Source organism: Burkholderia cenocepacia (genome assembly GCF_014211915.1).
Lineage (GTDB): Bacteria > Pseudomonadota > Gammaproteobacteria > Burkholderiales > Burkholderiaceae > Burkholderia > Burkholderia orbicola.
This window is the reverse complement of record NZ_CP060039.1, coordinates 1,905,045-1,918,189: the sequence shown is the minus strand read 5'-3', so window position 1 is coordinate 1,918,189 and position 13,145 is coordinate 1,905,045. Positions and strand designations below refer to the sequence as shown.

Annotated in this window: 11 protein-coding genes and 2 pseudogenes; 5 read left to right on the top strand and 8 right to left on the bottom strand. The window is 68.2% G+C overall.

All coding sequences use genetic code 11. The annotated features are described in order from the left end of the window. Nucleotides 1-14: 14 nt before the first annotated feature. From carA to gloB, 4 genes and pseudogenes are all read right to left on the bottom strand, one after another. Nucleotides 15-1,160 (bottom strand): glutamine-hydrolyzing carbamoyl-phosphate synthase small subunit, encoded by a 1,146-nt coding sequence (gene carA, locus SY91_RS09160; protein WP_023475510.1) that lies wholly within the window; start codon nt 1,158-1,160, stop codon nt 15-17. A gap of 366 nt (nt 1,161-1,526) precedes the next feature. Then, complete coding sequence (locus SY91_RS09155) at nt 1,527-2,744, bottom strand: MFS transporter (protein WP_023475509.1); 1,218 nt, start codon at nt 2,742-2,744, stop codon at nt 1,527-1,529. Nucleotides 2,745-2,894: 150 nt separating this feature from the next. Next, nucleotides 2,895-4,471 (bottom strand): annotated as a pseudogene (locus tag SY91_RS09150) (transglycosylase SLT domain-containing protein). Between the two features lie 151 nt (nt 4,472-4,622). Further along, nucleotides 4,623-5,444: a hydroxyacylglutathione hydrolase gene (gene gloB / locus SY91_RS09145; protein ID WP_011545080.1), complete on the bottom strand. Its 822-nt coding sequence runs from the start codon at nt 5,442-5,444 to the stop codon at nt 4,623-4,625. A gap of 18 nt (nt 5,445-5,462) precedes the next feature. Here gloB and SY91_RS09140 point away from each other — a divergent pair, with 18 nt between their 5' ends. The 3 genes from SY91_RS09140 to dnaQ are packed head-to-tail and all read left to right on the top strand — an operon-like array spanning nt 5,463 to nt 7,490. After that, nucleotides 5,463-6,275: a class I SAM-dependent methyltransferase gene (locus SY91_RS09140; protein WP_011545079.1), complete on the top strand. Its 813-nt coding sequence runs from the start codon at nt 5,463-5,465 to the stop codon at nt 6,273-6,275. Then, the gene (rnhA, locus tag SY91_RS09135) at nt 6,272-6,715 is read left to right on the top strand and encodes a ribonuclease HI (RefSeq protein ID WP_023475507.1); all 444 of its coding nucleotides are present in this window, start codon (nt 6,272-6,274) and stop codon (nt 6,713-6,715) included. The genes SY91_RS09140 and rnhA overlap by 4 nt, the downstream gene beginning before the upstream one ends. Before the next feature lie 40 nt (nt 6,716-6,755). Next, the gene (gene dnaQ, locus SY91_RS09130; RefSeq protein ID WP_011545078.1) at nt 6,756-7,490 is read left to right on the top strand and encodes a DNA polymerase III subunit epsilon; all 735 of its coding nucleotides are present in this window, start codon (nt 6,756-6,758) and stop codon (nt 7,488-7,490) included. Between the two features lie 37 nt (nt 7,491-7,527). Here the strand turns inward: dnaQ and SY91_RS09125 are convergent, their stop codons facing one another. Then, the gene (locus SY91_RS09125) at nt 7,528-7,860 is read right to left on the bottom strand and encodes a YnfA family protein (protein WP_011545077.1); all 333 of its coding nucleotides are present in this window, start codon (nt 7,858-7,860) and stop codon (nt 7,528-7,530) included. Nucleotides 7,861-8,398: 538 nt separating this feature from the next. On the opposite strand from SY91_RS09125, the pseudogene proP reads away from it, so the two are divergent. After that, nucleotides 8,399-9,888, top strand: a pseudogene (gene proP, locus SY91_RS09120) (glycine betaine/L-proline transporter ProP). A gap of 108 nt (nt 9,889-9,996) precedes the next feature. Here the strand turns inward: proP and SY91_RS09115 are convergent. Both SY91_RS09115 and SY91_RS09110 read right to left on the bottom strand, forming a co-directional pair. Continuing rightward, nucleotides 9,997-10,203 carry a hypothetical protein gene (locus SY91_RS09115; RefSeq protein ID WP_006476356.1) on the bottom strand — a complete coding sequence of 69 codons (207 nt, stop codon included), beginning with the start codon at nt 10,201-10,203 and terminating at the stop codon, nt 9,997-9,999. A gap of 172 nt (nt 10,204-10,375) precedes the next feature. Then, nucleotides 10,376-11,005 (bottom strand): glutathione S-transferase family protein, encoded by a 630-nt coding sequence (locus tag SY91_RS09110; RefSeq protein ID WP_023475183.1) that lies wholly within the window; start codon nt 11,003-11,005, stop codon nt 10,376-10,378. A 172-nt stretch (nt 11,006-11,177) separates the two neighbouring features. On the opposite strand from SY91_RS09110, the gene SY91_RS09105 reads away from it, so the two are divergent. After that, nucleotides 11,178-12,395 carry an Intracellular PHB depolymerase gene (locus tag SY91_RS09105; RefSeq protein ID WP_023475184.1) on the top strand — a complete coding sequence of 406 codons (1,218 nt, stop codon included), beginning with the start codon at nt 11,178-11,180 and terminating at the stop codon, nt 12,393-12,395. A gap of 7 nt (nt 12,396-12,402) precedes the next feature. Here the strand turns inward: SY91_RS09105 and SY91_RS09100 are convergent, their stop codons facing one another. Then, nucleotides 12,403-13,050 (bottom strand): phosphoribosyltransferase, encoded by a 648-nt coding sequence (locus SY91_RS09100; protein ID WP_023475185.1) that lies wholly within the window; start codon nt 13,048-13,050, stop codon nt 12,403-12,405. Nucleotides 13,051-13,145: the final 95 nt, after the last annotated feature.

The window sequence follows — 13,145 nt, the reverse complement described above, 5'->3', positions numbered from 1 at the left end:
GTTGCGTCAGTGACTCAGGCGTTGCGCTGCTTCGCCGCGTCCATCAGCGCGGTGAAACGGTCGAACAGATAGCCGATGTCGTGCGGGCCGGGCGACGCTTCCGGGTGGCCCTGGAAGCAGAACGCAGGCTTGTCGGTCAGCTCGAAGCCCTGCAGCGTGCCGTCGAACAGCGACACGTGCGTCACGCGCGCATTGGCCGGCAGCGAATCGGCGTCGACCGCGAAGCCGTGGTTCTGCGACGTGATCACGACCCGGCCGTCGCCGAGATCCTTCACCGGATGGTTCGCGCCGTGGTGGCCCGTCTTCATCTTGAGCGTCTTCGCGCCGACCGCGAGACCCATGATCTGATGGCCGAGGCAGATGCCGAAGGTCGGCACGCCGCGCTCGATGAATGCCTTGGTGGCCGCGATCGCGTAATCGCACGGCTCCGGGTCGCCAGGGCCGTTCGACAGGAAGATGCCGTCCGGATTCAGCGCGAGCGCATCTTCCGCACTGGCCTGGGCCGGCAGCACCGTCACGTGGCAGCCGCGCTCCGCGAGCATGCGCAGGATGTTGTACTTGACGCCGAAGTCGTACGCGACGACGCGGTACTTCGGCGCTTCCTGCATGCCGTAGCCGCCTTCGAGACGCCATTCCGTCTGCTTCCACTCGAACGGCTTGGTGGTCGACACGACCTTCGCGAGATCCATGCCGGCGAGGCCCTCGAACGAGCGCGCGAGCTCGATCGCCTTCGCTTCGTCGTCAGAGCCCGTCAGGATGCAGCCGCTCTGCGCGCCCTTGTCGCGCAGGATGCGGGTCAGCTTGCGGGTGTCGATGCCGGCGATCGCGACGACGCCCTCGTCGCGCAGATAGTCGCCGAGCGTGCGGTCCATGCGGAAGTTCGATGCGAGCGTCGGCAGATCGCGGATGATCAGGCCGGCGGCATGGACTTTCGTGGCTTCGACGTCTTCGGCGTTGACGCCGACGTTGCCGATATGCGGGTAGGTGAGCGTGACGATCTGGCGCGAGTAGCTCGGATCAGTCAGGATTTCCTGATAGCCGGTGATCGCGGTATTGAACACGACTTCGCCGATCGTATGGCCTTCGGCCCCGATCGAATAACCACGAAAGACCGTGCCGTCGGCGAGTGCAAGCAAGGCGGGAGAAAAAGACGGCAACACGGGAGGCTCCTTGGGGAACACCCTGCTGCCGACCTGTTTACCCTGCCGCGCGAGCGCCGCGCTGCGTGGGCGCGCGCGGTCGCTAGCTGGACGCGGCCTGCGTTGTCGAGACGCGAACCCGGCGCGTGGCGCACGAGGCTTCGCGGCATCGCCCGGCAGGCGGCGTGCGGCGGATGAACGGGATGAATGAGGTAGGCGCTAGGGTGCGAGGTTGATCAGCACAAACTTTCAAATTATAGCCTGAAAATGGCCCTATCTTCAATTGATATGGCCGTCCGATCATGCGCGCGCCACGAGCGGCGGGCGCAGCGCACCGTGCTGCGGCCCTGTTTTCGCGGCCGCCGTACCTGTCAGCGTACCGCCGGATCAGTGCGCTTGGCCAGCGCCGCGCGTGGGCCAGACGTACCAGACCGCGCTCGCGAGTTGCAGCGCGAGCAGTGCGCCCCAGGCGGTGAAGTGCGCGGCGGCCGGATAACGGCCGTCGACCGCCGGCCAGTGCGACAGCACGGCGCCGACGCCGATCTGGAACGCGAAGATCAGCAGGAAGATCACGAGCGTGAGCGTCGTGTTCGCGCGACCGATCAGATGGGCGGGAAAGTGGCCGGCCATCACCGCGTAGGTCAGGATGCCCACGCCGCCGAACATCCCGTAGGCGGCCCACGGCACGGCGGGCGGCAACGGCACGCGCGCGACGATCGCGAGCTGCGTCGCGACGAACAGCGCCATGCCGATGCCGCACGTCGCGTAGACCGACACGCCGCGCCGCTCGAGCACGCGTGCCGCCGCGCCGAAGCCGACGCAGCCGGCCATCATCGCGAAGCCGAGCACCGACACGAGGCGCGCGGCATGCGGCGCGTCGAATCCGCCGACGTCGCGCAGATACGGGCCCACCCACAGCGACTGCATCGCATAGAACACGCCCTGCGTGACGACAGAGAACGACGCAATCTTCCAGAACGCGCGGCTCGCCAGGATGTGCCACGTGCCCTTGAACTGGCTGACGAGGCCGCCCTGGTGGCGCGCCTGCTGCGCGTCGGGCGCCCCGAAGCCGATCGACGCCGCGACGGCCACGGTCAGCACCGCGAGGCCGAAACAGATCGTGCGCCAGCTCGCCCAGCCGAGCAGCCAGGTCAGCGGCGAGCCGACCATTACGCCGCCGAGGCCGCCCACGGCCATCACGAGACCGTTGACGAGGGGCAGCCGGCCGACCGGGAAATGCTGCGCGAGCGCCTTGAACGCCGCACCCAGACACACCGATACGCCGACGCCGATCAGCAGCCGGCCGACCATCATCGTGCCGATGCCATGCGCCGCACCGAACACGGCCGCGCCAGCCGCCGCGAACAGCAGCATGCCGGCCGTCACGCGCCGCGGGCCGAAGTGGTCGAGCATCACGCCGGCCGGGATCTGCGCGCCCGCGAAGCCGAGGAAATAGAGGCTGGTGAGCAAGCCGAGATCGGCGGCGGACAGCCCGAGCTCATGCGTGACGAACGGCGCGAAGCCCAGATTGACGCCGCGAAAGACGTACGACACGAAATACCCGACCGAGAACAGCGCGAGCACCCTCACCTGCACCGACGACATCGCTCCCCTTGTTCGATGAAGACGCGCGACGTTACGCCGCGCGCAAACGAAAACGCCGTCACCTCGGTGACGGCGTTTCGTCGAATTCGTCGGATGATAGCGCAATCGCGCAGGCCTCACCGGCCGCCACGTTGCGCGCGGCAGCCGCGCTTACTTCTTCTTGCCCTTGTGCGCGGCGGCCTTGGCCGGCGCGGCTTTCGCGGGCGCAGCCTTCGCCGCCGGCCGGGCCGACGACTTGGCGGCGCCGCGCTTGCCGCCGTGCGACTTGCCGCCCACCGCCAGGCTCGCGCGCTCGATGTGCGCACCGCCCGTCGACGTCGCGATCCGCTCCGGACCGGGTTCCGCCGGCACCGAACGGCCGACCGGCACGTGCAGCACGAGCGCCTGGCCCGGCATCGCGAGATCGCGGTGCGTACGGTTCCACGCCTTCAACTGGCCGACCGACACGCCATAGCGGCCGGCGATCGCCGCCATCGACTGCTTGCGGCGCACGCGAATCAGCATCTTGCGCGTATCGGGGACGTCCGGCTCCATCGCGAGCGCGCCGTTTTCGGCGACGTCGGCGCTGATGTCCTCGTCGTCGTCATTGCCGCGCGGCACGACGATCGTCGAGCCCGGCTTCAGGCGCATGCCGGCCGGAATCTTGTTGACCGACATCAGCGTGTCGGCGTCGACGCCGATCTTCTCGGCGATCGCGGCCGGGCGTGCACGCTCGCTGACCGTGTAGGTGGTCCACGACGACAGCTGGCCGTTGTACGCTTTCAGGCTCTTCTCGAACGCGGATGCGTTGTCGAACGGCAGCAGGATCTGCGGCTCGGTCGCGCCGAGGATCACGGGCTTCGAGAACGACGGGTTCAGCGAGCGGAACTCGTCGAGCGGCAGGTTCGCGAGCTTCGCGGCCACCGCCACGTCGATGTCGCGCGACGTCGTGACCGTCACGAAATACGGGTGGTTCGGGATATCCGGCAGCGCCAGGCCGTACTGCTGCGGGCTCGCGATGATGTTCTTCACCGCCTGCAGCTTCGGCACGTAGTTGCGCGTCTCGTTCGGCATCCGCAGGTTCTGGTAGTCGGTCGGCAAGCCGGCCGCCTGGTTGCGCGCGATCGCGCGCTGCACGTTGCCTTCGCCCCAGTTGTACGCGGCCAGCGCCAGATACCAGTCGCCGAACATGTCGTGCAGGCGGGACAGGTAGTCCAGCGCGGCGCTCGTCGACGCGAGCACGTCGCGGCGCTCGTCCTGCCACATGTTGCGCTTCAGGTTGTACGTGCGGCCGGTGCCGGGCATGAACTGCCACATGCCGGCCGCCTTCGCGACCGACAGCGCTTGCGGGTTGTACGCGGACTCGATGAACGGCAGCAGCGCGAGCTCGGTCGGCATGTGACGCGCCTCGAGCTCCTCGACGATGTGATACAGGTACTTCTGCGAGCGCTCGGTCATGCGCTGCACGTAATCGGGACGCTGCGTATACCAGGTCGTCTGCATGTCGACGAGATCGCTCTGCAGGTCGGGCATCTGGAAGCCGCGGCGAATGCGCGCCCAGAGATCGGAGTCTGCAGTGGTCAGGTCGCCGACGGATTGCTTGTCGACGTCGACAGTTTCTTTGGCGGTGGCTGATTTACGGAGGTAGTTGGACGTCGCCTGCGAATCGGCGGCGTTGTTGGCGACAGGGGCTGGCTCGCACAAGCGGCGAGTAGCAGCACCACCATCGCACTCAATATAAGTCGCATGAAAATCTCGGCTTCCGACGGCTGGAAATTGCAGGCGATACTACGGAAGTGCGTGCTTCACGTCAATAAAAACACCGAAAACTCAGCGAAATCCTACATTTGGAGCAATTTTTACAGACACCGCTTGAGCTTTGGAGTCCTCCGGAAAACATCACCGGAACCGGTTTTTCCATTCGCGCATCAGCGTGAACGCCGCCAGACGATCCGTCACCGTTTCGTGCAGCTCGGCCTCGAGCGTCGCGTGAATCGCCGCGCTGTCGGCCCGCATGAACGGGTTAACGGCACGCTCGTGCGCGATCGTAGTGGGCAGCGTCGGCACGCCGCGCGCGCGCAGCGCCTGTGCGTCGTCGCGCCACGCGGCGAGTGCCGCATTGCCCGGCTCGCACGCGAGCGCGAAGCGGATGTTCGACAGCGTGTATTCGTGTGCGCAATGCACGCGGGTGTCGCCCGGCAGCGCCGCGAGCGCGTCGAGCGACGCGAGCATCTGCGCGGGCGTGCCTTCGAACAGGCGGCCGCAGCCGCACGAGAACAGCGTGTCGCCGCAGAACACGTGCGGCACCGCGTTGCCCTGCCCGGCCGCGCCTTGACCGGCCGCCTGAAAGTAAGCAATGTGGCCGCGTGTATGGCCCGGCACGTCGAGCACGTCGAACGCGACGGCCGGCGCGTCGAGCGTCACGCGATCGCCGCCCGACAGCGGCCGCGTGACCACGCCGATCGCTTCGGCCGCGGGGCCGTAAACGGTGAGCGGAACATCGGCCGGTTGGCTATGCTGCAGCGCCTCGACACCGCCGACGTGGTCGGCGTGGTGGTGCGTGAGTAAAATAGCGGTCAACCGCCAGCCTCGTTCGGCAAGAACCCGGCGTACGGGCGCGGCTTCACCCGGGTCGACGGCGATCGCATCGCGGCCGTCCGAGACGAGCCAGATATAGTTGTCTTCGAATGCCGGAACCGGCACGTATTCCAGCTCGTTCATAGGCGCGCAATCATCGTTATGTCTGACCGTCAAATTATAGACTGGCCCGCCTGGACCGACTCGCCGCCCGGCCGTTACGTGCTGGGCTGGGAGCAGGCACAGCTCGACCGGATCGTATCCGACGTCTTCGGCTTCCACGCGCTGCAGCTCGGCCTGCCGCAGCTCGACGCACTGCGCGAGAACCGCATGCCGTATCGCGGCCTCGTGCTCGACCCGGCGAGCGGCGCGAGCGCGCCGTATCAGTATCCGTGGGCGCGCGAAGCACACACGGCAGCCCACGCGCCCGCCGATCGCAGCACGACGTGGTGCGACCTGCTCGACCTGCCGTTCGAGTCGCAGAGCGTCGACCTGATCGTGATGCCGCACACGCTCGAATTCACGTCCGACCCGCACCGTTTGCTGCGCGAGGCCGAGCGCGTGCTGATGCCGGAAGGCCAGCTCGTGATCACCGGCTTCAATTCGCTGAGCCTGTGGGGCATGCGGCAGTCGTTCGGGCGCATGGCGAACCGCCCGTTCGTGCCGGCCACGCGCGACCAGATCGCGTTCATCCGGCTCAAGGACTGGATCAAGCTGCTCGGTTTCGACCTCGAACGCGGCCGCTTCGGCTGCTACCGGCCGCCGCTCGCCACCGACCAGTGGCTGGCCCGCTACGGCTTCATGGAGGCTGCCGGCGACCGCTGGTGGCCGATCTTCGGCGCCGTCTACATGGTGACGGCCGTCAAGCGCGTGCGCGGCATGCGCCTCGTCGGCCCGATCAAGATGAAGAAGCCCGTGCTCGCACCGGGCCTGACGCCGGCGGCCTCCCCGACCACTCACCAAGAACGTTCATGACAACCGACACCATCGACATCTATACCGACGGCGCCTGCAAGGGCAACCCCGGCCCCGGCGGCTGGGGCGCCCTGCTGCGCTACGGCAGTCAAGAAAAGGAACTGTTCGGCGGCGAGCCGAACACGACCAACAACCGCATGGAGCTGATGGGCGTGATCGCCGCGCTCGAAGCGCTGAAGCGGCCGTGCCGGGTGATCGTGCATACCGACTCGCAATACGTGCAGAAAGGCATCAGCGAGTGGATCCACGGGTGGAAGAAGAAAGGCTGGGTCACCGCGGCGAAGACGCCCGTGAAGAATGCCGACCTGTGGAAGCGGCTCGACACGCTCGTCGCCCGGCACGAGATCGAGTGGCGCTGGGTCAAGGGTCACGCGGGCCATCCCGAAAACGAGCGCGCGGACGCGCTCGCGAACCGCGGCGTCGAATCGCTGGCCGCCTGAACCCCGGCCGCCCTCTCCTGTTTTCGTTGCTTTTCCCGATATGCGCCAGATCATTCTCGATACCGAAACCACCGGCCTGAACGCCCGCACGGGCGACCGCCTCATCGAAATCGGCTGCGTCGAACTGCTGAACCGGCGGCTCACCGGCAACAACCTGCACTTCTACGTGAACCCCGAGCGCGACAGCGATCCGGGCGCACTGGCGGTGCACGGCCTCACGACCGAATTCTTGAGCGACAAGCCGAAATTCGCGGAAGTCGCCCACCAGATCCTCGACTTCGTGAAGGACGCCGAGCTGATCATCCACAACGCGCCGTTCGACCTCGGCTTCCTCGACGCCGAATTCGCGCGGCTCGGCCTGCCGCCGTTCACCGAGCATTGCGGCGGCGTGATCGACACGCTGGTGCAGGCCAAGCAGATGTTCCCCGGCAAGCGCAACTCGCTCGACGCGCTGTGCGACCGCTTCGGCATCAGCAACGCGCATCGGACGCTGCACGGCGCACTGCTCGACTCGGAGCTGCTCGCCGAGGTCTATCTCGCGATGACGCGCGGCCAGGACAGCCTCGTGATCGACATGCTCGACGACGCGGGCGCCGACGGCGGCGCGGCGAACGGCAAACGCGTGTCGCTCGCCGCGCTCGACCTGGCCGTGGTGACTGCAAGCGAAGACGAGCTGGCCGCGCACCAGGCTCAGCTCGACGAGCTCGACAAGTCGGTCAAGGGCACATGCGTGTGGCGCCAGCCCGCCGACACGGATACCGCCGAAGCAGCCTGATGCACGCGGCACGCGGCACGCGCCGCGGCCGCGCCGCTCAGGCGCGCGGCTGCAGCGCGATGACGGCCATTCCGCCGAGCGCGAGCACCGCGCCGGCCACGTCCCAGCGGGTCAGCGCGACACCGTCGACCACCCGCAGCCAGATCAACGCCACCGCGATATAGACGCCGCCGTACGCGGCATACGTGCGCCCCGCCGCGCTCGGGTGCAGCGTGAGCAGCCACGCGAACAGCGCCAGCGACAGCGCGGCGGGCACCAGCAGCCAGGCCGGGCGCCCGGCCTTCAGCACGAGCCACGGCAGGTAGCAGCCGACGATTTCGGCCAGCGCGGTAGCGGCGAACAGCGCCGCAATCCTCATCAGTTCGGTCATCCGGTTCCTCGCGAATTCAGCCCCGTCGCGGCGGGCGGCACGGCCGCGCCGCGCGCCGCCGATCATACCCGAGCGGGCTCCCCGGGATGCCCCACCAGACGGGCGATTCCGGGCAATTTGCACGATCGTCAGTCATCGTGCTATCATGTCGCCTGTTTCAACATTCAATCTCTGTCTTTTCGATTTTGAGAGAAGTCCGTCCGCACGTTGCGGCCCGGTGCCTCGATCGAAATTGCATCCACAGGAAAGCCCGCCCGACAGGCCCGCTTTTCTCGTTTCGCTGCCCCTCCGGGGCGTTGCCGGCACGCCGGACCCATCGTCCGCACCGGCATCCGCCGCCTGCATCACGCGGCCCATTCTTCATGAGCGCACTGTCGCGACGGCCCATCGGGCCCGCGTCGAAGCAGCCCCTTGGCCCTTTGCTGCCCCCTGTGCAGTAAGTGCTTAATGGTCTGCCCCGACGCGCAGCACACGACACCGCGCTCGCCGGCAAACCGTGTCGGACGGCCCGCCCGTTCCGGCGCTGTCAAAGGAGTGCATGACCTTGACCGCAACACACGTCAGCCCGACCGCTGTCTCTTCCCCGCTTCGTCGTCCGGCGAGGCCCCGCTCGCCGCGGACGACATCACCGTCGTCGACCAGAGCCTGCTCAAGCGCGCCGTCAGCGCAATGGCCATCGGCAATGCGATGGAATGGTTCGACTTCGGCGTCTACAGCTATATCGCCGTCACGCTCGGCAAGGTGTTCTTCCCGTCCAGCAGCCCGTCCGCGCAGTTGCTGGCCACCTTCGGCACGTTCGCGGCCGCGTTCCTCGTGCGCCCGCTCGGCGGCATGGTGTTCGGCCCGCTCGGCGATCGCATCGGCCGCCAGCGCGTACTCGCCGCCACGATGATCATGATGGCCGTCGGCACCTTCGCGATCGGCCTGATCCCGAGCTATGCGTCGATCGGCATCATGGCCCCGATCCTGCTGCTCGTCGCCCGCCTCGTGCAGGGCTTCTCGACCGGCGGCGAGTACGGCGGCGCCGCCACCTTCATCGCCGAGTTCTCGACCGACAAGCGCCGCGGCTTCATGGGCAGCTTCCTGGAGTTCGGCACGCTGATCGGCTATGTGCTGGGCGCGGGCGTCGTCGCACTGCTCACCGCGTCGCTGTCGCAGGAAGCGCTGCTGTCGTGGGGCTGGCGCGTGCCGTTCCTCATCGCCGGGCCGCTCGGCCTGATCGGTCTGTACATCCGGATGAAGCTCGAGGAAACGCCCGCGTTCAAGCGCCAGGCCGAAGAACGCGAAGCGCAGGACAAGGCCGTGCCGAAGGCGCGCTTTCGCGAGACGCTGCTGCGTAACTGGCGTGCGCTGCTGCTGTGCGTCGGCCTCGTGCTGATCTTCAACGTGACCGACTACATGGTGCTGTCGTACCTGCCGAGCTTCATGTCGTCGACGCTGCACTTCGACGAATCGCACAGCCTCGTGCTGGTGCTGATCGTGATGGTGCTGATGATGCCGATGACGCTGTACGCCGGCCGCCTGTCGGACAAGGTCGGCCGCAAGCCGGTGATGCTCGCCGGCTGCGTCGGCCTGCTGGTGCTGTCGATCCCGTCGCTGATGCTGATCCACACGGGCACCACGGCGTCGGTGTTCGGCGGCCTGCTGATCCTCGGCGTGCTGCTGTCGTGCTTCACCGGCGTGATGCCGTCGGCGCTGCCCGCGCTGTTCCCGACCGAGATCCGCTACGGCGCGCTCGCGATCGGCTTCAACGTGTCGGTGTCGCTGTTCGGCGGCACGACGCCGCTGGTGACCGCGTGGCTCGTCGACGTGACGCACAACCTGATGATGCCCGCGTACTACATGATGGGCGCCGCGCTGATCGGCATCGTGTCGGTCGTCGCGCTCGCCGAAACCGCGCGCCAGCCGCTGAAGGGCTCGCCGCCGGCCGTCGCGACGCGCCGCGAAGCGCACCAGCTCGCGCGCCAGTTGCGCGAGGACGACGACGAATCGGAAGTCTACGGCGTCGCGACTCCCGCCCGCGCGTAAGCGCCGCGCAATGAAAAAGCCCCGGCCGAAGCCGGGGCCCGATCGAACCCGATCCGCCCGACCGGCTTGCGCCGGCCGGGCTTTTTCATTCAGTCGGCGCGAACGCCTTCATGCCTGCGCTTCGCAGTGACGGCAGAAGATCAGCGCGCGCGACCGCGACACGGCAGCCTGCGCACCGCGCGCCGCGACGATCATCCCGACCTGGCCGAGATTGAAATCGCGCTCGACCATCAGCTGCGTCAGCCCGGCAAGCGCCAACACGACGGACGGGTGGTACAGGCTCGATTCGATCAGGGCTTTCATCATCGGCTCCATCTGGCAATGCGTGATTTGATGGAGTGGATTCTAGGGATCGGTCGCCTCCGGATAAACAGCGCGAATGCGAAGTCACTTGTCAGCCGCCGAGAACAATCGGCAGCGGCTTGCCGGACAAGCGCGAGCGGCGGCCGACAGCGGTGCGCGACAGTCCGGCGCCCCGCTTCGAAACCTAGACGAGCGGCGTTTCGACGAAAGCCGGCAACGCTTCCGCCCGCGCGGAATGCGCGGCGAGCGCCGGATAACGGGCCGGATCGATCCGCGCCAGCACCGGGTAATCGGCCGCCATGAACTGCGTGAAGCGCCACGCCACCGCGACCGTCACGTCCGACTGCAGCAATCGCCCGCCGCCGAACCAGCCGTTGGCGGCCGCGACCAGCGGCTCCAGCGCGCCGTATGCGCCTTCGAGCTGGCTCAGCACGCGATCGACCCACGGCTCGTGCTGCTTGTCCGACGGACGCAGCGCCTGCTCGTAGACGACCTGCACGGTTTTCTCGGCGGCGGCCAGCGCGAAGCCGATCGGCACCAGCGCGCGCAGCCGGGCCTCGCCGGCGTCGGGCAGCAGGCGCCGCTCAGGTGCTGCCAGGTGGTCGAGATAGTCGACGATCAGCGACGAATCGAGCAGCGTCGCGCCGCCGTCGGTCACGAGCGTCGGCGCCTTGACGACCGGGTTGAGCGTCCTGAACCGCTCGATATGACGAAACACCGAGATCGACTCGTGTTCGAACGGCAGGTCGAGCAGCTTCGCCGAAATGGCGACGCGGCGCACGAACGGGGAATCCAGCATGCCGATCAGCTTCATCGCGAACGCTCCGCTTCGAGGGAATGGGACTGACGACTGTAGCAGCGGCGCGCGGCAGCGCCTAGCGTGACCCTGCGCTTGACGCGCGTCAGCCGGCCGTACATCGGGCTCCCGCTGCCCGGCCGCTATGACCATAATGGAGGTTCACGCTCCTTCCGCCCCAGGGTCCGCCATGTGGTATGCCGTCGTCGAGCAGCAGCGGGAATGGATGCGCGCATGGCGCGCGGCGACGCGATACGCGTTCGACGCATGGCCCGCGGCGTCGCTGCCGCACGCCGCGTCATCGTGCTACGACGACCTGTTCGAACCGCTGCTCGGGCCCCAGGCCGCGCCGCCGGGCTTCGACCTCGCGTGGCCCGCCGTCAGCGAGCAGATCGTCGCGCACACGCCGTTTTGCGACTTGCGGCGCTTCGCGCACGCCGATGCGCACCGCACGGTGCTGCTGTGCGCGCCGCTCGTCGGACATGCGGCCGTGATGATGCGGGAAACCGCCGAAACGCTGCTCGCCGATGGCGACGTCTGCGTGACCGACTGGCGCAATGCGCGCGACGTGCCGCTTGCGGCAGGCCGTTTTGGACTCGACGAATACGTCGCGATGCTCGACGGCTTCGTCGGCACCCTCCAGCACGACGAGCGGCCGCTGCACGTCGTCGCCGTTTGCCAGGCGACCGTACCGGCGCTCGGCGCCCTGGCGCTGCGCGCCGCGCGCGGCCTCGCGCCGCCCGCGAGTATCACGCTGATCGGCGGCCCGATCGATGCCCGCCTGAACCCGAGCCCGCTCGGCACCGCGGCCGCGGCCCATTCGCTCGACTGGTGCCGGCGCCATCTGATCGACATCGTGCCGCCCGGCTTCGCCGGGCATGGCCGCCACGTGTTCCCGACCTATCTGCAACAGGGCGAGATCGCGCTCCTGTATCCGCAACGCTTCCTGACGCTGATCGAGACCTACGCGCTGGCAGCTTCCCGCTTCGACATGACCGGGCTCGCCGACGCCCGGCGGGCACTGCGCGAATACACGGCGCTGCTCGACATGCCGGCCGACTATTTCCTCGACACGGTCGACGTCGTGTTTCAGCGCATGCTGCTCGCGACCGGCGCGTGGCATGTGGACGGCCGGCGCGTCGAACCGGCCGCGCTGCGCGATGTCGCGCTGCTGACCGTCGAAGGCGCCTGCGACGGGGTCACGGGCGCCGGGCAGACGCATGCGGCGCTCGCACTGTGCAGCGGCCTCTCGGCCCACGAGCGCCATCGCGTCGATATCGACGATTGCGATCACTACGGGCTGTTTACGGGGCCACGCTGGCACGGCAACGTCCATCCGGCGCTGCAGCGCGTGTTCGCGCTCGCGGAAGCCGGCCGACCGCGCCCGCGCCGGAACCGGCAAACCTGACGCCGCATCACGGGCGCGCCGCGTCGAGCAGCGCGCGCACCTCGTCGTCGCTCGTCTGCGCGAAGTGCGCGTAGAACTGGCTGATCCCGAAGAACCGCGCCGGCTGCGACACCGTGACGAACGCGTCGGCCAGGCCGTCGAACGCATGCGCGGCGCCCGCCGGCGCGACCGGCACGGCCGCGACGATGCGCGCCGGGTGACGCTCGCGCAGCACCTGCAGCGCGACGCGCATCGATGCGCCGGTCGCGACGCCGTCGTCGACCACGATCGCGATGCGCCCGTCCACCGCCAGCGGCGGCACCGCGCCGCGATACAGCGCCTCGCGACGATGCAGTTCGGCCGTCTCGCGCGCGATCACGTCGGCGAGTTGCGCATCGGATACGTCCATGTCGCGGATCACCGAACGTTGCAAATGCGTCCCGCCGCCCGTCGCGATCGCGCCCATCGCGAGCTCGGGGTCGAACGGAACGCCGAGCTTGCGCACGACCAGCACGTCGAGCGGCGCGCGCAGCGCACGGGCGACCGGATACGCGACGGGCACCCCGCCGCGCGGCAACGCGAGCACGACGACATCGCTTCGCCCCGCGTATTCGCGCAACGCATCGGCCAGCTGGCGACCGGCATCGGCGCGATCGGCAAAACTGCTTTCGATCACGATCGACTCCCTGCCATTGCGCCCATGCGCGAAAGCCGCGCCAGCGCCTGTCAACGAGGATGGTTCATCGGTCGCGCCGATGCAAGCAGGGTCAC

Coding starts and splice junctions, on each gene's coding strand:
- SY91_RS09155 (WP_023475509.1), bottom strand. CDS start 2,744: ATGTCGTCGGTGCAGGTGAGGGTGCTCGCGCTGTTCTCGGTCGGGTAT.
- gloB (WP_011545080.1), bottom strand. CDS start 5,444: ATGAACGAGCTGGAATACGTGCCGGTTCCGGCATTCGAAGACAACTAT.
- SY91_RS09140 (WP_011545079.1), top strand. CDS start 5,463: ATGTCTGACCGTCAAATTATAGACTGGCCCGCCTGGACCGACTCGCCG.
- rnhA (WP_023475507.1), top strand. CDS start 6,272: ATGACAACCGACACCATCGACATCTATACCGACGGCGCCTGCAAGGGC.
- dnaQ (WP_011545078.1), top strand. CDS start 6,756: ATGCGCCAGATCATTCTCGATACCGAAACCACCGGCCTGAACGCCCGC.
- SY91_RS09125 (WP_011545077.1), bottom strand. CDS start 7,860: ATGACCGAACTGATGAGGATTGCGGCGCTGTTCGCCGCTACCGCGCTG.
- SY91_RS09115 (WP_006476356.1), bottom strand. CDS start 10,203: ATGGAGCCGATGATGAAAGCCCTGATCGAATCGAGCCTGTACCACCCG.
- SY91_RS09110 (WP_023475183.1), bottom strand. CDS start 11,005: ATGAAGCTGATCGGCATGCTGGATTCCCCGTTCGTGCGCCGCGTCGCC.
- SY91_RS09105 (WP_023475184.1), top strand. CDS start 11,178: ATGTGGTATGCCGTCGTCGAGCAGCAGCGGGAATGGATGCGCGCATGG.